Below are 19,371 nucleotides of genomic sequence, written 5' to 3'. Positions count from 1 at the left end.
CGTCCCTCTTCGCCGTGTCGTTTGCTGCGTCATCACTGCGCACTTGCCGATTGTCGTCGCTTCGTCGGCCGTGTCGCTCGGTACGCCCGGCACCGTCCCTCGACGGCGCCGACGTCCGTCGAACATTACGCCCTCGACACGCAGACCTGCCAGCCGAACTCCCCATCAAAACGGACATATCGAACATACGACACTTGCGACGGCCGGTGAGGAGCGGGTAGGCCTAGATAAGACACAACGAACCACGACCGGCTTTGGAGGCGCCGCTCACCGCAGCGCATGTATTGGCATCGGCAGCCATATGCCGAGAACGATGGAGGACCACCATGTCACCCCGGCTCGACGAATCGCGTACCCCCACCGCGCCGTCGACACTGCCCGCCCCCGCCACCGCCCCTTCCGAGGGCCCGGAAGGCCTGGAAGGGCTGCCTGAGATCCCCCCCTTCGACGAGGTGGCGGCGCTGGACGCCCGCGCCCTGTCGAAAACCCTCTTCGGACGGCTGGAGTCGCTCGAGGAAGGCACCCACGAGTACGCCTACGTACGCAACACACTCGTCGAACTCAACCTGGCACTGGTCAAGTTCGCCGCCTCCCGCTTCCGCTCCCGCAGCGAGCCGATGGAGGACATCATCCAGGTCGGCACCATCGGCCTGATCAAGGCGATCGACCGCTTCGAGCTCAGCAGGGGCGTGGAGTTCCCGACCTTTGCGATGCCGACCATCATCGGCGAGATCAAGCGCTTCTTCCGCGACACCTCGTGGTCGGTGCGGGTGCCGCGTCGGCTCCAGGAGCTGCGGCTCGACCTCGCGAAGGCGGGCGACGAACTCTCCCAGCAGCTCGACCGCGCACCCACCGTGGACGAACTGGCAGAGCAGCTCGGCATCAGCAGGGACCAGGTCGTCGAGGGCATGGCGGCGAGCAACGCGTACACCGCGAGCTCGCTGGACGCGCAGCCCGACGAGGACGACTCGGAAGGCGCGCTCGCGGACCGCATCGGCTACGAGGACCACGGCCTCGAGGGCATCGAGTACGTCGAGTCGCTGAAGCCGCTGATTGCAAGCCTTCCGCCACGGGACCGTAAAATCCTCTCCCTGCGTTTCGTCGCCAACATGACCCAGGCGGAGATCGGCGAGGAGCTCGGGATCTCGCAGATGCATGTGTCCCGGCTGCTGTCCCGCACCCTGATCAGCCTCAGGAAGGCCCTGACGCTCGAGGAGTGAGCAAGGACCTGCCGGGGACGCGCCGCGCAGGCCGTTCGAAGGGCCCATTCCGTCAAGGAATGGGCCCTTCCTCGTTATTGACGGGGCAGTCCCGTTTGGTCCACATTGAGCGCGGGGTTAGTGGGGGGACAACATGGCTCTTGGGGAGGGCTGCCCGGCGGCGTACGCACCACTGGAAGCGCTGATGCGCAACCGCCTGGGCAGGGAATGTCTGTATGTGCCGTCATGCCGTCTCGGGCTCTATGTGGCGCTGCGCCACTGGTGCCCGCCCGGCGCCCGGGTGCTGATGTCCCCGGTCAACGACGATGTCATCTTCTTCGTGCTGCTCGCCGCCGGACTGCGTCCCGTACAGGCACCGCTCAGGCCGGAGGACGGCTCCATCGACATGGCGGCCGTGCCCGAGTCCGTATGGCGCGGCCTGGGTGCCGTGCTCACCACCAATCTGTACGGAAATCCCGACCCGGCTCCCGAACTGCGCGCCCGCTGCGGCCAGTTGGGGATCCCGCTCATCGAGGACGCCGCGCACGCGATCGGCAGCCAGACGGCCGGGCAGCCGGTCGGGAGCTTCGGCGACGTGTCCGTCTTCAGCCTCTCCAAACACACCGGGGCCAAGACCGGCGGATTCCTCACCGTCGCCGACCCGGCGCTGCGGGCGGGGCTGGAGCGGGCACGCGACGAGCTCCTCGAACCGGCACGGCTGACGGCGGAGCTCGCCTACGGCCTGCGACCGTACGCCGAGGCGGGCGTGCGGGGGCTGCGGCTGGTGGGGGCGGCCCGTGCCACCCTGCGGCTGCTCGGTCTCGAGGAGCGCCAGGACATCCGGATGGAGCTGCGGCCCGGCGAGCTGAAGCAGGCACTGGCCGCCGCGCCCGCGCCGGCCCTGGAGGACTTCCACTCCTGGATACGCGTGGACATGCACGACTACCGGCTCAGACCGGGCGGGCTGCGGCTGCGGCGCACCGGGCGGCTGCTGAAGCGCCTGGAGAGCCGGCTGGAGGCACATCGCGCCGGGGCGCTGCGGCTGTCGGCCACCCGATGGGCGCTGCCGCGACCGGGCCCCGTGCAGCCGCTGTTCCGGGTGCCGCTGCTGGTGGAGGACCGCGACGCCGCCATCGCGGCGCTCGCCCGGCACCGAATGACCACCGGCTATCTCTACGACCCGCCGCTCGACGCCTACGCCGGCGAGGTCTTCACCGATCCCTCGCCCGCGCCGGAGGCGGCCGCCTGGTTCGCCCGGCACGCCCTGCCCGTCGACCCGCTCCGGGCGGAGGCGGCGATATCCGTACTCACCGAGCTGGGCGCCCGGCCCGCCACGCCGCCGTCCGGGGCCACGGCCACACAGCCGCCCGTGCGGGGCGACCGCGGTGTCTGACACCACCCGGCTGCGCAAGCCGTCGGACGCCGCGCCGCCGCCCGAGCCGTCCGCCCCGGATGTGACCGGGGCGGACGGCGCGGCGAATGCGGCGAAGCCCGCCAGCGGCGACTCGATGTTCCGCAACGCCTACGCGCTGATGCTCTCCACCGGCGTCTCCGCGGCCCTGGGCCTCGGCTTCTGGCTGGTCGCCGCCCGCTACTACACCGAAGAGGCGGTCGGCCAGGGCTCGGCGGCCATCGCCGCCATGCGGCTGCTGGCCTCCATCACCGCGACCACCATGATCGGAGCAGTCGTACGGTACGTCCCGCGTGCCGGACGGGCGACCGGACCTCTCGTGTGGCGCGCCTACGCGGCCAGCTCGCTGGTGGTCTGTGTCGCGAGCGCCGCCTTCCTCTTCACGCTCGATCTGTGGGGCGCCTCGTTCGCCCCGCTGCACGGACTGACCGCCGGGCTCTTCTTCACCGTCGCCTGTGTCGCCTGGGCGCTGCTCACGCTCCAGGACGGCGTACTGACCGGTCTGCGCAAGGCGGTCTGGGTGCCGGTCGGCAACGCCGTCTTCTCGACCGGCAAGCTGCTGCTGCTCGTCGCCTTCGCCACCACCATGCCGGTGCTCGGCATCTTCGTGTCCTGGGCGCTGGCCATCGCCCTGTCGGTGCTGCCGCTCGCCTGGCTGATCTTCCGCCGCCTCATCCCCCGCCAGGCAGCAGCCGACCGCAACCGCGAGCCGCCCGGCATGCGGGAGCTGGTCCGGTTCCTCGCCGGGGACTCGGTCGGGGCGCTGTTCAGCCTCGCCATGATCAACCTGCTGCCGGTGATCGTCGCGGTCCGCTTCGACGCCGCGCACAACGGCTTCTTCTACACGGCGTACACCGTCGGCGGAACGATGGAGTTCATGGCCATCAACATGGCCTCGTCGCTCACCGCCCACGCCTCGCACAGCCCGGAGAGCCTCGCCGAGGGCGTGCGCGGCGCGCTGCGCCGCATGGCGATCCTGCTGGTGCCCGTCGTCCTGATCCTGATCGCCTTCGCCCCGCAGATCCTCACGCCCTTCGGCGCCCACTACGCCGAGCACGGCACCACCGTGCTGCGACTGCTGGCCGCCGCCGCCCTGCCGCGGGTGGCCGTCGAGCTGTACATCGGGGTGCTGCGCGTCCAGGGGCGTACGGGCGTGCTCGCCGTCCTCCAGGGCACGATGTGCGCGCTGGTCCTCGGCAGCGCGGCCGTGCTGCTCGGCCACACCGGGATCTCCGGCGCGGGCTGGGCGATGCTGCTGTCGATGACCTTCATGGCCACGGTCTCGGCGCCGGGACTGCGCGCCGTGCTGTCGGGCCGCGAGCCGCGGCCCTCCCGGCTGGCCCGGCTGCTGTACCGGGGGCGCGAGGAGGAGATCGAGTACGGCACGACCTGGGCCCGGAAGGCCGCCGACCGGCGCCGGCAGGCGGCGGCCGAGTACGCCAAGGAGTACGGGACGGACTGGGCGCGGCAGACCGCGTATCTGCGCGGCGCACACGACGACACCGCCACACCCGCCTTCGGCATCGTGCACGTACAGGATCCGGCGGCCCGGGCCACCGGCGGGCGCCCGGAGGCCGAGCCCGGCGAGGAGCGCCTCGCCACCGCGCTCTGGGCTCTTCTCGGCCTCGCGGCCGTGCTCTTCTGGGGCCCGATGTTCCACGCCCCGGACATCACGATGGACCAGCTCTCGGGTACCCAGCTGCTGGCTGCGCTGCCGCCGGTCACGCTCACCGCGGGCATTTTGCTCATCGTCGTGTACTGCGCCGCGCTCTCGCTGCTGCGACCGCGCCCCGTGCTGCTCGGCGCCGGAATGCTGGTCACCTTTGCCGCGCTGCACACCGCGCCCGCCGTGCTCGGCTGGGAACCGGAGCCCGGCGAGGGTGCGTGGTACGAGACACTGGCCGGCTTCCTCGCGTCGGCCGCAGGTCTCGACAGCCCCGAGCCGTTGCTGCGCTGGCTGCCGACCGTCTGCCAACTGCTGTGTCTGGTCGCCGTGCTGGCGATGGTGCGAGCGGTCGGGCTGCCGGTCGCGGCGCAGTGGGGGACGCTGTGGCTGCTCGCGGTGTGCGGCTGGGCGTTGCAGAGACCTCTCGCGCCCTTCGCGCTCCCGCTCCAACTGCTGCTGACCTGTGCGGCGTTGGCACTGATCTGGATACGCGCGGCGCGTTCGGCGCCGGCTCGGAACTGAACCACCAGGGGGACAAGCGTGCACCAGCCAGCCACCGACGCCGGGAGACCTGTGGCCGCCCCCCACCACCAAGCCGGGAACGGCTCAGCAATGGATCTCGCCGATCTGCCCGTTGCCGACCACACGCGCTGGACGGGCCCGCTGGGCCTTGCCGCCCCGCTTGTCGGCGCACTCGCGCTGTGGGCGTACGCCGTGGCCCGGACCGACACCTCACGGCTCGGCGACTTCGGTCTTGTCGGGGCGCTGCCCGCGGCCTTCTGGATCGCGCTGGCGCTGCTGACGGCGGGCTTCTGGATCTGCGTACGGGATCCGCTGCGCGCGGGCCGATGGTCACTCGCGTACACGGTGGGCCTGATCGTGCTGGAGCGCGCCACCCAGGCGCTGGTCTACCCCACCCCGCTCTACTCCTGGGCGTGGAAGCACGACGCGGTCATCGAGCATCTGCTCACGGCGGGCGGCATGCAACGCGGCGACCAGCTCGGCGACATGGCGGTGTACGACCAGTGGCCCGGCTTCTTCGCCGCGCAAGCCGCCCTGGTGCGGCTGACCGGTGTGGAGAACGCCGCGATGTACATGGCCTGGTGGCCGCTTCTCTCCAGCCTGCTGCTGCTCGCACCGCTGCTGCTGATCTACCGCACCTTCACCCAGGACCGCCGGCTGATCTGGACCGCGGTCTGGCTCTTCTACGTCGCCAACTGGGTGGGGCAGGACTACTTCTCGCCGCAGTCGCTGGCGCTCGCCCTGTATCTCGGCGTGATCGCGATCGCGCTGAGACGCGGCGAGCGTCCGACGCGGGGCCGCCGATCGCGGCAGGCGCTGTGGACCGCCCTGCTCATCCCGCTGATCACCGCCATCGTCATCTCGCACCAGCTCACCCCGGTGATGCTGGTGGCGTCTCTGGCCGTGCTGTGCGTGACCCGGCGGTACCGGGACTGGACGCTGCTGGTCACGCTGCTGCTGGTGTTCCTGGCCTGGAATCTCACGGCCTCGCTGCCGTTTCTGCGCGAGGCGGTGCCCGAGATGGTGAGCTCCTTCGGGGATGTGAGCCACAACCTTCAGACGGGGTACGGGTCGACGCCGACCGGTACCGGACCGGTGATCGTCTCCTGGGTCTCCCGGCTTCTTTCGGCCTCCGTACTGCTGCTGGCACTGATCGGCGTGCTGCGCAGACGGGTGCTGCGGCATCGCGCCCGGCCGCTGCTGCTGCTCGGCGCGGTCCCGCTGCTGATGCTGGTGGCCAATGACTACGGCAGCGAAATGATCTTCCGGGTGCTGTTGTTCATGCTGCCCGGCGCCTGCTTCTTCGCGGCGTCGGCGCTGCTGCCCGACGTACGGCCGCTGGCCGCCGAGCCCGGCGGGCACGGGGCGCCGCAGCCCGTGTCCGGCCTGCGCGCCGTGCTGCCCGGTGCCGCGCTGCTCGCGCTCACGGCGGCGTTCGTGCCCAGCTACTCGGGCAAGGACCGGCTCAGTTACTTCCCGCCGCAGGAGGTCGCGCTGGTCCGGCAGGTCATCGACCAGGCACCCAAGGGCTCTCTCGTCGTTGCCGCCCACCGCAACTACCCGCTCGCGTACGCTTCGTACTGGAATGTGCAGCATTACTGGTTCCTCGACGATGCCAAAAGCCATGTCGAGGAGATCCTGAGAGACCCGGCCGCAACCCTCGCCCGCGACATGGCCTCGGTCGAGCCGCCCGGCCGGGCGTACTTCCTGCTCACGCAGGGCCAGATCGCCAACTCCGAGATGAACGGCATGCTCACGGGCGATCAGCTGCGGAGCATCCGGAAGTCCGTCGCGGCCTCGCCGCTCTTCCAGCAGGTGGGCCGCAACAGCGCAGGCGTCGTCTACGAACTGAAGCGCACGGAAGCCCCCAAAGACGCCGAAGGCACCGAAGGCACCGAAGGCACCGACAGCTCGGCGGGGAGGACCCCATGAGACCTCAGACGCTCGCGATCCGGCTGCTGCCGCCCTTCGTGGGCTGGTGCGCCATCGGCGCCACCGCCCTCCCCGCCGGATCCCCGCTGCGGGCCGCGCCCGTTGCCGTGTTCCTGCTCGCCGGTCCCGGAGCCGCCGTCCTGCGCGTCTGCGGACCCGCCCTGACGCGTCATCGGGCGATAGGACCGGTGGAGAGCTTCGACCACCGCTTCGAACGGGACTCCGACCGTCTTGAGCAGCTCGTCCTGGCCACCCTGCTGAGCGTGAGCGCCGCGGTCGTCAGCGCCACGGCACTGATGGCCGCCCACGCGTTCAGCGGCCAACGGGTCCTGGTGCTGCTCACCCTGCTGACGATGCTCGCCGCCTGCTGTCCGCAGCTGCGCGGCAGCCGGACCAGGACCGCGCGGGCATCGTCACCGCCCCAGAAAGGCGCACCTCTGTGACGTTACCCCGACGCCCCTTTCCCGGGGCGCCAGGCATCCATCGCAAGCCGCACGACCGACGACGGCTGTGGGCCGTTTCCACGGCTCTCCTCAGTGTGCTGCTGGTGGGCGTACTCGCCCTGAAGTCGTCCGGAACAAGCGACTCCAACCCCTCGGCGAACAGCCCTCAATGCCGCCCGACCAAGCTTCTGGTACCGCGCTGCGGCGCCTGGTTCGGCGCCTATGTACGGCACAGCAAGCCCGACCTCGAAAAGAACGTCCTCGCTTACGAGAAGCGCATCGGCCGCACGCTGGACATCGTGTACACGTACCACGACATGTCCCTCGGCGGCCTGGAAGGACAGCTGCTGACCGAGCAGGAGCAGCGCGTGGGCAAGAAGCGGATGCTGCTGCTGTCCTGGGAGAGCAAGCGGTGGAACGGCACCCCGGCCGAGCAGCCGCGGTGGAGTCAGATCGCCGCGGGGGCACTGGACAAGAGCGTGATCGACGTCCAGGCCGGGCGCATCAAGGCGTACGGAAAGCCGCTCTTCCTCTCCTTCGACCTGGAGATGGACACCCGTACCCCGGCCAGCGGCACACCCGCCGAGTACGTCGCCGCCTACCGGCACATCCATGACCGGTTCCGCGAGCTGGGTGTGACCAATGTGGTGTGGACGTGGATCATCACCGGCTACACCGGCCACAGCGAGCTGTTCCGGGGGCTCTATCCGGGCGACGCGTACGTCGACTGGATCGGCTACAACCAGTACAACTACTACCGCTGCCACAAGGCGCAGTGGCAGAGCTTCGCGCAGACCCAGACGGCCTCGCACGACTGGATCCGCGAGAACATCTCCGCCGGAAAACCGCTGATGCTCTCCGAGTTCGGCACGGCGGACGAGCCCTCGAAGCCGTCCGCGCAGGCCGAGTGGTACGAGCAGGTGCCGCGCGTGGTGAAGCGACTTGAGGGCGTGCACGCCGCGCTCCAGTGGAACTTCCGCGACCCGGGTCCCGGCTGTGATCTCTCCCTGGCCAGGGACGAATCCTGGAAAAGCCTGCGCAAGGCGGTCGCCGACCCGTACTTCAACCAGGTCGGACCCGGATCCTGACGGCCGTGCGAACCGTCGGCCGATCCGTCAGCCCGCGAAGACCGGGCCCTTGACGGCGGCGCGGGCACGCCGGAAGAGCCGGTACCCGATCGTCGGAAGCGAGTCGGGGTACGGCGCGACCGGCGCACCACGCCCGTCCATCCACGCCTCGATGTCCGCCACCGTGTGGCCGCGGCGCAGGATGAGGCGGGCGATGCGGTACGACTCGTCGGTCTCGGAGCTCAGCGCATGCCGTACGGCCACGGCCGAGGCATAGCCGGCGCCGAGAGCGGCGTTGCGCACCGCCCGGCTGTTGTAGCCGTGCGGATAGGCGAGATGCGCCACCTCATGGCCGAGCAGGTCCTCGAGCACCGCCTTGGGCTCGCCCAGTTCGCGGCGCAGGGCCCGGGGCGGGAGGGTGTCCAGCTGCGGGTGGGTGACGGTGTGGGCACCGACCTCCAGGCCGTGCTGCTCGAGCAGCGGTGCCTGCGAGAGCGTCATCATCGGCGCGGGCGGCAGCAGACTGCGCCGGCCCGGCGTGATCGCTCCGGTGGTGAGGTACGCGGTGGCCGGCAGCGAGCGGGACGCCAGCGCCTCGGCGGTGGGGCCGGGCAGATCGGCGAAGCCGTCGTCGAAGGTGAGTACGACGGGCCGCTCCGGAAGCGGTGAGTTGCCCGCGAAGTGGCCGGCGAGCGCGCTGATCCCGACCGGTGTGCGGCCGCTGTCGACGATCGCGTCGAGCTGCGCGCCGAAATCCTTTGGAGTGACGGTGAATTCGGCGATCCAGTCGGGCGGGTCGTCCATCACGGCGTGGTAGAGCAGTACGGGAATCCGGGGTGTCGTCATCCGTCCCCCTGAGGCCTGGCCCGCTCTTCCCAGGGCAGTGGCAGGCCCCGGACCCTGCGGCGTGCCTTCGCATACCCGATCGGCCCGGCGAGCATGCCGCGGCGCTCGAGCCGGGAGAGATGGCGCGGCCATGGGTAGTCCTGCGCGCCGTGCCCGCCCGGCACCGCCGCTCCTGCCGCGTCGCGGTGGGCGGTGATGGTGCGGGCGTGCGCCAGTCCCCGGGGGAGCCTGCGCAGCAGCGCGGGCAGCATGGCGGGATGGCGGGCGAGTACGGCGGTGAGATACGCGGTCAGGCCCGCGCCGTATCCGTACGCCTGGTTCTTCAGGTCCTGCCAGGTCTCCCGGTGGTGGTGCCAGACCAGCGCTTCGGGTGTGTAGCGCAGCCGGTGCCCGGCGACGAGGACGCTGACGAAGGCGTAGAGGTCGTCGCCGCCCATGGCGGGGGTGCCGGTGCCGGTGGCGGGGTCGAAGCCGCCGATGTCGCGCAGGGCCGCGGCCCTGAAGGCCATGTTGGCGCCGGAGCCGAAGCTGCCCGCGGTGAACGGGAAGAGCGGTTCGCCTGCGGGCGGGTGCGCCGGATCGTACTCGCGGGCCGCGAAGCCCTTGGCGAAGCCGCCGTGGCTCTCCAGGAGGATCTGTGCGGGTGTGCGCAGCCTGGCGGGCAGGATCAGCCCGGTGGCGCAGCCGAGCCCCGGATCGGCGGCGAAGGGCGCGGTGAGCGCGGTGAGCCAGTGCGGGTCCGCCACCACGTCGTCGTCGGTGAAGGCGATGACCGCGCCGTCGGCGACGGCGATGCCGCGGTTGTGGGCCATCGCGAGACCGGGCACGGACTCACGGGCGTACCGGACGCGCTCGCCGTATTTGCGCTGGACGAGGTCCTGGGTGGCGCTGGTCGCGGGCGCGTTGTCGACGACGACGATCTCGAAGTCGGGGTGGTCCTGGGCGAGCAGCGAGTCCAGCGCGCGGGCCAGCTGGTCGGCGCGCTCGCGGGTGGCGACGACGACGCTGGTACGCGGCAGATCGCCCGCGGGGCGCCCGGCATCCCGTGCTTCGGGCGGGCCGGGGGCGTCGTCGCCGAGCGCGTTGTCTCCGGGCGGGGCCGTCGGCCCGCGGCCACCGAGCTTCGCGCGGGCGGTGGCTGCGACGGCGTCCGCGGGCCGCTTTCCGGGCGGGACTCGGCAGACGACGGTGGCGACGGGCCGCCCGCGCAGGCGTACCAGGGCGTAGACGTCACCGCCGCGGACGGCCGGTCCGCCCGGCAGGGCGGGGCCGAAGCTCAGGACGGCGCCGTCGGGCCCGTCCAGGTCGAGCTCGGTGACCTGGAGCTCGGCCGGCCGCGGTCCGAGCGGTGTGCTTTTCATGGCTCTCCCCCGTCACTGGCCGCGGAGCCGGCCGATCTGCTTCAGCGTCTGCTGCGCGTACCCGGCGAGCCGCGGCCGGTTGCGTACGAAGCTGTGCGCGAGACGCGAGGGCTCACGGCTCATCCAGTACAGGGCGGCCCGCGCCCCCGGCCGTACCGAGAACCCTTCGTGCACCCGCAGCTCGCCGGTCTTCAGCGAGTCCTTGTACTCCGAGGACCCGCGCCCCAGGTCGAGCATCCCGATGCCCTCCGCGGCGGCGGACTCGGCCATCCGCAGATGCAGGATCAGGCCCGGTGAGTACTTGGCGAAATCCGGGTCGTACGCGGGAAACCAGCAGGACAGGACGGTGCGCGAGCGCAGCCCGAAGTGCGCGGCGACGGGCCGGTCGGCGACGTACAGCACGGAGAGCACCCCGGTGCAGCCGGGCGTGCGCGTCTCGTGCAGCAGCCGGACCAGGGTGTTGATCCACTCCTTGGCGAAGCGGTCCCTGCGGCCGGTCCTGCGGTACTGCGCGGACTTCCACCCCATCAGTGTGCGCAGCGCGGCCGGGTCGCGCTCGTCGAACACGAAGCGCACCTCGCCGGCCTGCCGTCCCAGCTTGCGCTCCTTGGCCAGGGTCGTCCTGAGGAACTTGGGCGACTGGGCGCGCAGCACCTCTTCGTAGGCCGCATAGCCCGCGCCGACATCGATGACGGGTGAGGTGAACTCCTCGGCGGCGGAGGGAACGAACAGTGCCTGGTCGGCTTCGAGATTGTCGAACTCCCAGGCGGAGAGTGCGCAGGCGCGCAGCAGCTCGCGGGGCGCGACGTGCACGCCGGGGCGCAGCACGGCGCCCTGGCAGTCGGAGACGCCCAGGCCTATCGCCCGGCCGTGGCCGAGCGGTCCGCGTTCGTACGGGAAGAAGCCGGCGGGCTGTCCGTCCTCCCAGAGCACGGCCACTCTGGCGGCGGGCCGCACCCGGCCGACAGCCAGGGTGAACTCGGGCTCCATGAACGGGTTGGCGGGCGCCCCGCTCTTCGCGCGCAGTTCTCGCCAGGCCTCTATCTCCGCCTCGGCAAGATCGTCGGGTTTCACCACATCTATACGCACAGCACTGCGGACACCGCTCAACTCGACCCCCCGGTCCTCCCCTTTGAGCCATTCCCCGTACAGGACGGTACCGGCCCATATACCGACAGGATAGGTAGCGTCACCACTTTTGTGACGGATCCGTGAAGGAGTCGAGAAGGAGGGATACGGATGATGTTCGAGTGACGGAGGGGGGTGCACGCCGCCCGCGATCCGGCCCTCGGCGGGCGGCAGCCCCGGGCCGGTGACATGCTGCTCATCGGCCCGGCCGGGACCAGGGCGTGTTTTAGACGTCCCGCCCAACGCGGAGTCAGGAGAGCTCAGTTGACCACTTCACGTGATACGCCGCACCGGATGGACCCGGCCGGCGGCTGCCCGCACGCGGACAACGCCCGGCTGCTCACCGAGGGACCGGTCGCCGAGATCGTGCTGCCCGGCGACGTACCGGGCATGGCGGTGCTCGGCCATGAGGCGCTCAGGGAATTCCTCGCCCACCCCGATGTCGCCAAGGGTGCCCAGCACTTCACGGCGCTGCGCGACGGCCGGATTCCCGACGGCTGGCCGCTGAAGACCTTCGCGACCGTGCAGGGCATGACCACCGCGGACGACGCGGACCACCGCAGGCTGCGCTCGCTGGTGAGCAAGGCGTTCACGGCCCGCCGGGTGGAGGAGCTGCGGCCCCGGATCGAGACGGTGACGGCCCAGCTGCTGGACGACCTGGCCGAGGCGGCCGCGGCGGGCGACGGCGTGGCCGATCTGCGTACGCACTTCGCGCTGCCGCTGCCGATGGGCGTCATCTGCGAACTCCTCGGCGTGGACGCCGAGTTCCAGGACCGGCTGCACCATCTGTCGAACCAGGTGGTGAGCACCTCCATCGGCCGCGAGGAGGCGATGGCCGCGAACCGCGAGATGGTCGCCGTCCTCGCGACGGTGACCCAGACCCGGCTGGACAACCCGGGCGACGACCTGACCAGCGCGCTGCTCGCCGCCCGCGAGGAGGACGGCGACCGGCTGAGCCCGCACGACCTGATCGGCACCCTGCTGCTGATGATCATCGCCGGGCACGAGACCACGCTGAATCTGATCACCAACGCCGTCCGCGCCCTGTGCGGCCACCGCGATCAGCTCCATCTCGTGCAGTCCGGCAAGGCGTCCTGGTCGGACGTGGTCGAGGAGACGCTGCGCTGGGACAGCCCGGTCAGCTACTTCCCGTTCCGCTACCCGACCCGGGATCTCACGCTCGACGGGACCGTGATCCCCAAGGGCACGCCGGTGCTTGCCGGTTACTCGGCGGCCGGCCGCGACCCGTCCGCGCACGGCCCGGACGCGGACCGCTTCGACATCACCAGGACGGGCGGGGCCCGGCATCTCTCGCTGGGGCACGGCCCGCACTACTGCCTGGGCTCGCCCCTGGCGCGGATGGAGGCGACGATCGCGCTGGAGCGGCTGTTCACCCGCTTCCCGGAGCTGGACCTGGCGGTCCCGGAGGCGCAGTTGCGTCGGCACGCGAGCTTTGTGGGCAACAGCGTGCGGGAGTTGCCGGTACGGCCGCGGCCCCGGGCCTGAGCCGCCTGCCGTGGGCGGGCGTCAGCGCCCGCCCAGAGCGGCGTCCACGGCGGCCTCGGCATGCAGCCGGGTCGTCGGGAACACGGGCACCGGGCTGTCCTTCTCCCCGATGAGCAACTCGATCTCGGTGCACCCGAGTACGACACCTTCCGCCCCCGCGGCGACGAGCTTGCCGATGACGTCCTGGTACGCGGAGCGGGACTCCTCCCGTACGACTCCGCGGCACAGCTCCTCGTAGATCACCCGGTGCACCAGCGCACGCCCGTCGGCGTCTGGGGTGAGCACCTCGAGACCGTGCCCGGCCAGCCGGTCCCGGTAGAAGGCCTGCTCCATGGTGAAGGCGGTCCCGAGCAGCCCGACCCGGGTGAGTCCCTCGGCGCGTACGGCATCGGCGGTGGCATCCGCGAGATGCAGCAGCGGCACGGAGACGGCGGCCTCCACCTGGCCGGCGACCTTGTGCATGGTGTTGGTGCAGATCAGCAGCAGGTCCGCGCCCGCCGCCTGGAGGCCTCGGGCAGCGTCGGCGAGGATCTCACCGGCGCGCTCCCAGTCGCCCGCGACCTGGAGCTCCTCGATCTCCGCGAAGTCGAGGGAGTGCAGGATGCAGGGGGCGGAGTGGAGACCGCCGAGCCGCTCCCGTACGAGCTCGTTGAGCAGCCGGTAGTACTCCGCGCTGGATTCCCAGCTCATGCCGCCGATCAGCCCGATGGTCTTCATCGCCCCACTGTGCCACGCGGCTCGGCCGCCCTTGTAGCAATTAACAAAATATAATGAAAGCGACAAAAGACCTGTTCTCGGGGGCTCTCCCGTGGGAGGCACCATGATGGCGTTGCACAACGCAGAACCTGCCCAGCCCCTCCAGCACCGAGACCTCTGGCCCGGGATAGCCGGTCTCGCGGCCGCGGGGCTGCTGATCGCCGGGTATGTGCTGTGGTGGAACACCCCCGACGTGAGTGGCACGGGCGCGCTTCGGAGGGTCCTGTTCTTCTATCTCAGCGAGAGCAACCGGGACGCTTCCGAAGCCACGGCGTTCATCCTCCTCGCGGCAGGACTGTTGTTCCTGTTCTTCCTGGTGGCCATCTCCCGCCTTGCCGGGAACCGCTCGCACCTGGTGCTGGTGGGAGGGACGGTCTTCGTGGCGTTCCTGATGGTCGCCGCGCTCGCCGGGAACATCTTCGCCATCACGGTGAACCACACCGATGTCTTCCCGGTGCTGCCGGGAACTTCGCTGATCGCGATCCTGCTGCTGAACGTGGCGTACGGCGCGGTCATCGCGTCGATGGCGGGTGCGGCGGTGATGCTGTTCGCGGTCTGGCGCGCGGCCCAGGACAGCCATGCCATCCCGGCCTGGCTCGGCTGGTCGGGCCTGGTGGTGGCGGTGCTGTCGCTGGCGGGACCGTTCAGCGCATGGTTGACGCCGGTGCTGCTGGCGGCGTGGGTGCTGGGGGCGAGCGTGGTGCTGATCCTGAACGCGATCGAGAGCAGGCGCGAGGGGCAGACGGGGAAGACCGAAACTCCGGCGGGCCCGCCGCCTGAGCAGGCCGAGGGTGAGGGGCTTGGGCAGCCGTAGCCTCGGGGCAAGCAGCACGACGAAAGGACGCGCCCATGACCCCGCTCATCGCCGTCACCGGAGCCGGCGGACAGATCGGCGGGCGTCTCGCGCGGCGGCTCTCCGAGCGAAGGGTGGGGGCGCGGCTGCTGGGCCGTGATCCCGCACGGCTGCCGGAACTCGCCGGGTGCGTCAAGGCGCCGCCCGCGTCCTACGGAGACGGGGAGGCCATGCGGCAGGCGGTCGACGGGGCCGGCGTTCTCTTCCTGGTGTCGGCGCACGAGTCGGCCGACCGGGTGCGGGAGCACATCACCGCCGTGGACGCGGCCGTCGCGGCGGGGGTCGAGCGGATTGTGTACATCTCGTTCCTGGGCGCCGCGCCGGACGCCACGTTCACCTTCGCGCGCGACCACTGGCACACCGAGCAGCACATCCGCGGCACGGGCCTCGCGTACACCTTCCTGCGGGACAGCCTCTATCTGGCCGCGCTGCCCGCCATGACCGGCGCGGACGGGGTGATCCGCGGTCCTGCCGGGGACGGGAGGGTCGCGGCAGCGGCACACGAGGACATCGCCGATGCGGCCGCCGCCGTACTGCTCGGGGACGGGCACGACGGAGCGACGTACGACATCACCGGGCCCGAGGCGCTCACCCTCGCGGAGGCCGCCGCCGAGCTGAGCCGCGTCACCGGGCGCGAGATCCGCTATGTGCCTCAGACCCGCGAGGAGGCGTACGCCTCACGTGCCGGATACGGAGCCCCGGAGTGGGAGGTCGCCGGGTGGGTGTCCTCGTACGAGGCCATCGCCGCCGGTGAATTGGCCACTGTGTCCGATGCGGTACCGCGGCTCACTGCGCATCCGGCGATGTCGTTCGCGGACTATCTGACGCTGAATCCGGGCAGTTACCGGCACCTCTTGCCCTGACGCCACACGTGCGACACGAGCGGTACGCCCGGCCGGTACGCGAGGTGGACATGGCTCGGCGCGTCGAGCAGTACGAGGTCGGCGCGGGCGCCGGGGCTGATGCGGCCGACGTCGTCCCTGCGCAGGGCCGCCGCGCCGCCCGCCGTCGCGGACCAGACCGCCTCGTCCGGGGTCATCCCCATGTCCCGTACGGCCAGGGCGATACAGAAGGGGACGGAGGACGTGAAGGACGAGCCCGGGTTGCAGTCCGTGGACAGCGCGACGGTCGCGCCCGCGTCGAGGAGGCGGCGGGCGTTCGGCCACTCGGCGCGCGTCGAGAACTCCGCCCCGGGGAGCAGCGTGGCGACGGTCGCGCCGCCGGCCAGGGCGTCGACGTCCGCGTCCGTGAGGTGCGTGCAGTGGTCGGCGGACGCGGCGTCGAGCTCGACGGCGAGCTGCACGCCGGGGCCGTGGCCGAGCTGGTTGGCGTGCACGCGGGGGTGCAGGCCCTTGGCCTTGCCGGCGGTGAGGATCGCGCGGGCCTGGTCGCCGTCGAAGGCGCCCTTCTCGCAGAAGACATCGACCCAACGGGCGTACGGAGCACAGGCGTCGAGCATCTCGCCGGTGACGAGGGCGACGTAGCCGGCGGGGTCGTCGGCGTAGTCGGGCGGGACGATGTGGGCGCCGAGGTAGGTGACCTCGTCGGTGTGCTCGGCGGCGATCCGCAGGGCGCGGGCCTCGTCCTCGACGGTGAGGCCGTAGCCGGACTTGGTCTCGAAGGTCGTGGTGCCCTGGCGCAGTGCCTCGTCGAGGTAGCGCGTGAGGTTCGCTTCCAGCGCCTCGTCGGTGGCGGCGCGGGTGGCGGCGACGGTGGTGCGGATGCCGCCGGCGGAGTAGGCGCGGCCGGACATCCGGGCGTTGAACTCCTCGGTGCGGTCGCCCGCGAATACGAGGTGCGAGTGGGAGTCGACGAACCCGGGGATGGCGGCGCGGCCGTGGGCGTCGTGGGCCTCGTCGGCGCCGGGGGCGGCGGCGGCGGGGCCCACCCACGCGACGCGGGTGCCGTCGAGGACGACGGCGGCGTCGTGGATGAGGCCGAGGGGGCCGTCGCCGAGGGCGGGGTCGTTGGTGACGAGGCTGCGGATGTTGGTGATAACGGTGCTCATGGGTTCCTCTCCGGGGGTTGTTTCCCCTACCCGCCCCTTCCCGTAACCGGGGCTCCGCCCCGGAGCCCCGGACGGGCTTGATTCTCAAGCCCCCGGTTACGGGAAGGGGCGGGGTGGGGGAAGAAAACACGGCCTCACGACCGCAGCGCGCCGATCGACGTCGCCAGCGCCTGCGCAACGTCCGGGATCTGCGTGTGCACCCCGTCCCGCACCACCTGCCGGCCTCCCACAATCGTGTGGCGTACATCCGCCGACGTCGCCGCGAACACCGCCGTCTCGACCGCCAGGCGTGGCAGCGGACCCGCCGTACGGATCGAATCCAGCGCCACCGTCGTGAAGTCCGCGAGCGCGCCCGGCTCGATGCGGCCGGCGTCCGGGCGGCCCAGCGCGGCGTGGCCGTCCGAGGTCGCCGCGCGGAGCAGGGCCGCCGCCGTCCAGTGGCCCCGGGTCCGGGTGCGCAGGCGTTCGTTCAGTTCCATCGCGCGGGCCTCTTCGAGGAGGTCGATCACCGCGTGGCTGTCGGAGCCGAGGGAGAGCGGGGAGCCCGCGTGCTGCAGGGCGACCGCCGGGCCGATGCCGTCCGCCAGGTCGCGTTCCGTCGTCGGGCACATGCATGTGCCGGTACCGGAGGAGCCCAGCAGCGCGATGTCCTCGTCCGTCAGGTGCGTGTTGTGGACGCCCGTCGTACGCGGGCCCAGTACTCCGTGGTCGGCGAGCAGCCGCGTGGGGGTGCAGCCGTGCGCCGCGAGGCAGGCGTCGTTCTCCGCGGTCTGCTCGGAGAGGTGGACATGGAGCGGGGCCCGGCGCGCGGTGGCCCATTCCGCGACCGTGCTCAGCTGCGCGGCGGGGACGGCCCGTACGGAGTGGATCGCCGCGCCGATCAGCGCATGGTCGCTGCCCTTCAGCGCGGAGACCCGCTCCGCCCATGCCTCGGCCGTGCCGTCGGAGAAGCGCAGCTGGTGCTGGTTCGGCGCCTCACCGAAGCCTGACGAAAGATACGCCGTGTCGAGCAGCGTGATCCGGATCCCTGCATCCGCCGCCGCCGCGATCAGCGCCTCGCCCATCGCGTTCGGGACGGCGTACGAGATGCCCCCGGGCGCGTGGTGCAGATAGTGGAACTCGCCGACGTTCGTGATCCCCGCCAGCGCCATCTCCGCGTACACCGCTCGCGCGAGCTCGAAGTACGTCTCCGGGGTGAGCCGCGAGGCCACCTGGTACATCACCTCGCGCCACGTCCAGAACGTGCCGGAGCCCACCTGCACGGTGCCGCGCAGGGCCCGGTGGAAGGCGTGGCTGTGCGCGTTCGCGAGGCCGGGGATCGTCAGGCCGCGCAGGACCTGGGCCCCCTGCGGCGGGGCCTCGACACCCTTGCGTACGGCCGTGATCCGGCCGTCCGCCACCTCCAGGGCCACGCCCGGCTCGACGTTCGTGTCCAGCCAGACGTGCTCCGCCCAGTACGTCAGCTGCACGCCAGGCCCTCCAGTACGTCGGCGAGTGCGAGCACCCCGGCCACGCAGTCGTCTTCGGCGGCGAACTCCGCCGGGGAGTGCGAGACGCCCGTCGGGTTCCGTACGAACAGCATGGCCGTCGGGATCGAGCCGGACAGAATGCCCGCGTCGTGTCCCGCGCCCGTGCCGAGCACGGGGACCGCACCGCCCAGGATCTTGTTCAGCTCGTCGCGCAGGGCGTGCTCGAACTCGACCACGGGCGTGAAGGACTCCCGTACGACCCTCAGATCGATGCCGTCCCGCTCGGCCCTCTCCTTCGCGGCCTGCTCGATCGCGGCGACGACCGTGTCCAGCGTTCCCTGGTCGGCGGCGCGCGAGTCGAGCCAGCCGCGCACGAGGGACGGGATCGCGTTGACGCCGTTCGGCTCGACGGCGATCTTGCCGAACGTGGCGACCGCGCCCGCGAGTTCGGCCTCACGGCGGGCGGCGAGGACCGTCTCGGCATACGTCAGCATCGGGTCGCGGCGGTCCACGAGACGGGTGGTGCCCGCGTGGTTGGCCTCGCCGTGGAAGTCGAACCGCCAGCGGCCGTGCGGCCAGATCGCGGAGGCGATGCCGACGCGGTCCCCGGACAGGTCGAGCGCCCGGCCCTGCTCGACATGGAGCTCGACGAACGCGCCGATGCGGGCGAGGCGGTCGGGGTCGGGGCCGATGCGCGACGGGTCGTACCCGGCACGCTCCATGGCCTGCGGGAGGGTGATCCCGGCACCGTCGCGCAGTTCGTACGCCGCCTCGCGGGTCAGCTGCCCGGAGGTGAGCCGGGAGCCCACGCAGGCGAGTCCGAAGCGGGCGCCCTCCTCGTCACCGAAGTTGGTGATGGCGAGGGGACGGGTGAACTCCGCGCCCCTGCCCCGGAGTTCGTCGAGGGCGGCGAAGGAGGAGACGACGCCGAGGGGGCCGTCGAAGGCGCCGCCGTCGGGGACGGAGTCGAGGTGGGAGCCGGTGACGACGGCGTCACCGGCGGCGACGTCCTTGTATGTCGCAGTACCGAGCCAGGCCCACTGGTTGCCGTTGTGGTCGACCTCGTAGGCGAGGCCGCGGGACTCGGCCTGCGCCTGGAACCAGGCACGGCAGTCACGGTCGGCCTCGGTCCACGCGTACCTCCGGTACCCGCGGGTGTCGGCGTCGCGCCCGATCGGGGCGAGGTCGCCCCACATCCGGTGGA

At 71.5% G+C, this 19,371-nt stretch carries 16 protein-coding genes; 9 read left to right on the top strand and 7 right to left on the bottom strand.

What is annotated here, in order from left to right; translation table 11 throughout:
* Positions 1 to 326: 326 nt before the first annotated feature.
* From OG729_RS23710 to OG729_RS23685, 6 genes are all read left to right on the top strand, one after another.
* Positions 327 to 1,220, top strand: a complete 894-nt coding sequence (locus OG729_RS23710; RefSeq protein WP_360882093.1) for an RNA polymerase sigma factor SigF — start codon at positions 327 to 329, stop codon at positions 1,218 to 1,220.
* Between the two features lie 184 nt (positions 1,221 to 1,404).
* Entirely contained in the window at positions 1,405 to 2,592 is a 1,188-nt protein-coding gene (locus OG729_RS23705) for a DegT/DnrJ/EryC1/StrS family aminotransferase (RefSeq protein WP_405811253.1), read from the top strand.
* On the top strand, positions 2,585 to 4,798 hold the full coding sequence (locus OG729_RS23700) for a lipopolysaccharide biosynthesis protein (protein WP_405808015.1): 2,214 nt from the start codon (positions 2,585 to 2,587) through the stop codon (positions 4,796 to 4,798). The genes OG729_RS23705 and OG729_RS23700 overlap by 8 nt, the downstream gene beginning before the upstream one ends.
* A gap of 90 nt (positions 4,799 to 4,888) precedes the next feature.
* Entirely contained in the window at positions 4,889 to 6,730 is a 1,842-nt protein-coding gene (locus tag OG729_RS23695; protein ID WP_405808014.1) for a glycosyltransferase, read from the top strand.
* The gene (locus OG729_RS23690; RefSeq protein ID WP_360883025.1) at positions 6,727 to 7,173 is read left to right on the top strand and encodes a hypothetical protein; all 447 of its coding nucleotides are present in this window, start codon (positions 6,727 to 6,729) and stop codon (positions 7,171 to 7,173) included. The genes OG729_RS23695 and OG729_RS23690 overlap by 4 nt, the downstream gene beginning before the upstream one ends.
* Positions 7,170 to 8,261, top strand: coding sequence for a glycoside hydrolase family 26 protein (locus OG729_RS23685; RefSeq protein WP_405808013.1), 1,092 nt, complete (start codon positions 7,170 to 7,172; stop codon positions 8,259 to 8,261). The genes OG729_RS23690 and OG729_RS23685 overlap by 4 nt, the downstream gene beginning before the upstream one ends.
* Positions 8,262 to 8,288: 27 nt before the next feature.
* Here OG729_RS23685 and OG729_RS23680 read toward each other — a convergent pair whose 3' ends face one another.
* The 3 genes from OG729_RS23680 to OG729_RS23670 are packed head-to-tail and all read right to left on the bottom strand — an operon-like array spanning position 8,289 to position 11,536.
* Positions 8,289 to 9,086 (bottom strand): polysaccharide deacetylase family protein, encoded by a 798-nt coding sequence (locus tag OG729_RS23680; RefSeq protein WP_405808012.1) that lies wholly within the window; start codon positions 9,084 to 9,086, stop codon positions 8,289 to 8,291.
* Entirely contained in the window at positions 9,083 to 10,447 is a 1,365-nt protein-coding gene (locus tag OG729_RS23675; protein ID WP_405808011.1) for a glycosyltransferase, read from the bottom strand. The genes OG729_RS23680 and OG729_RS23675 overlap by 4 nt, the downstream gene beginning before the upstream one ends.
* Before the next feature lie 12 nt (positions 10,448 to 10,459).
* Positions 10,460 to 11,536 (bottom strand): GNAT family N-acetyltransferase, encoded by a 1,077-nt coding sequence (locus OG729_RS23670; RefSeq protein WP_360883035.1) that lies wholly within the window; start codon positions 11,534 to 11,536, stop codon positions 10,460 to 10,462.
* 333 nt (positions 11,537 to 11,869) lie between these two features.
* On the opposite strand from OG729_RS23670, the gene OG729_RS23665 reads away from it, so the two are divergent.
* Entirely contained in the window at positions 11,870 to 13,081 is a 1,212-nt protein-coding gene (locus OG729_RS23665) for a cytochrome P450 (protein ID WP_405811251.1), read from the top strand.
* A 21-nt stretch (positions 13,082 to 13,102) separates the two neighbouring features.
* Here OG729_RS23665 and OG729_RS23660 read toward each other — a convergent pair whose 3' ends face one another.
* On the bottom strand, positions 13,103 to 13,798 hold the full coding sequence (locus tag OG729_RS23660; protein WP_405808010.1) for an aspartate/glutamate racemase family protein: 696 nt from the start codon (positions 13,796 to 13,798) through the stop codon (positions 13,103 to 13,105).
* A 112-nt stretch (positions 13,799 to 13,910) separates the two neighbouring features.
* On the opposite strand from OG729_RS23660, the gene OG729_RS23655 reads away from it, so the two are divergent.
* Positions 13,911 to 14,651 carry a hypothetical protein gene (locus OG729_RS23655; RefSeq protein ID WP_360883039.1) on the top strand — a complete coding sequence of 247 codons (741 nt, stop codon included), beginning with the start codon at positions 13,911 to 13,913 and terminating at the stop codon, positions 14,649 to 14,651.
* A 35-nt stretch (positions 14,652 to 14,686) separates the two neighbouring features.
* The gene (locus tag OG729_RS23650; RefSeq protein ID WP_360883041.1) at positions 14,687 to 15,553 is read left to right on the top strand and encodes an NAD(P)H-binding protein; all 867 of its coding nucleotides are present in this window, start codon (positions 14,687 to 14,689) and stop codon (positions 15,551 to 15,553) included.
* Here the strand turns inward: OG729_RS23650 and hutI are convergent.
* The 3 genes from hutI to OG729_RS23635 all read right to left on the bottom strand — a co-directional run bounded on the left by hutI (position 15,532) and on the right by OG729_RS23635 (position 19,363).
* Positions 15,532 to 16,698, bottom strand: coding sequence for an imidazolonepropionase (gene hutI / locus OG729_RS23645; RefSeq protein ID WP_405808009.1), 1,167 nt, complete (start codon positions 16,696 to 16,698; stop codon positions 15,532 to 15,534). The genes OG729_RS23650 and hutI overlap by 22 nt on opposite strands.
* 134 nt (positions 16,699 to 16,832) lie before the next feature.
* Positions 16,833 to 18,167 (bottom strand): formimidoylglutamate deiminase, encoded by a 1,335-nt coding sequence (locus tag OG729_RS23640; protein ID WP_405808008.1) that lies wholly within the window; start codon positions 18,165 to 18,167, stop codon positions 16,833 to 16,835.
* Positions 18,158 to 19,363, bottom strand: coding sequence for an allantoate amidohydrolase (locus OG729_RS23635; protein ID WP_405811249.1), 1,206 nt, complete (start codon positions 19,361 to 19,363; stop codon positions 18,158 to 18,160). The genes OG729_RS23640 and OG729_RS23635 overlap by 10 nt, the downstream gene beginning before the upstream one ends.
* Positions 19,364 to 19,371 lie beyond the last annotated feature (8 nt).

It is taken from the genome of Streptomyces sp. NBC_00210 (assembly GCF_045160975.1).
Lineage (GTDB): Bacteria > Actinomycetota > Actinomycetes > Streptomycetales > Streptomycetaceae > Streptomyces.
The sequence above is the reverse complement of the archived record's forward strand: the minus strand, read 5'-3'. Positions and strand labels throughout refer to the sequence as shown.

Coding starts and splice junctions, on each gene's coding strand:
- OG729_RS23710 (WP_360882093.1), top strand. CDS start 327: ATGTCACCCCGGCTCGACGAATCGCGTACCCCCACCGCGCCGTCGACA.
- OG729_RS23705 (WP_405811253.1), top strand. CDS start 1,405: ATGCGCAACCGCCTGGGCAGGGAATGTCTGTATGTGCCGTCATGCCGT.
- OG729_RS23695 (WP_405808014.1), top strand. CDS start 4,889: ATGGATCTCGCCGATCTGCCCGTTGCCGACCACACGCGCTGGACGGGC.
- OG729_RS23690 (WP_360883025.1), top strand. CDS start 6,727: ATGAGACCTCAGACGCTCGCGATCCGGCTGCTGCCGCCCTTCGTGGGC.
- OG729_RS23680 (WP_405808012.1), bottom strand. CDS start 9,086: ATGACGACACCCCGGATTCCCGTACTGCTCTACCACGCCGTGATGGAC.
- OG729_RS23675 (WP_405808011.1), bottom strand. CDS start 10,447: ATGAAAAGCACACCGCTCGGACCGCGGCCGGCCGAGCTCCAGGTCACC.
- OG729_RS23665 (WP_405811251.1), top strand. CDS start 11,870: ATGGACCCGGCCGGCGGCTGCCCGCACGCGGACAACGCCCGGCTGCTC.
- OG729_RS23660 (WP_405808010.1), bottom strand. CDS start 13,798: ATGAAGACCATCGGGCTGATCGGCGGCATGAGCTGGGAATCCAGCGCG.
- OG729_RS23650 (WP_360883041.1), top strand. CDS start 14,687: ATGACCCCGCTCATCGCCGTCACCGGAGCCGGCGGACAGATCGGCGGG.
- hutI (WP_405808009.1), bottom strand. CDS start 16,698: ATGAGCACCGTTATCACCAACATCCGCAGCCTCGTCACCAACGACCCC.
- OG729_RS23635 (WP_405811249.1), bottom strand. CDS start 19,363: ATGTGGGGCGACCTCGCCCCGATCGGGCGCGACGCCGACACCCGCGGG.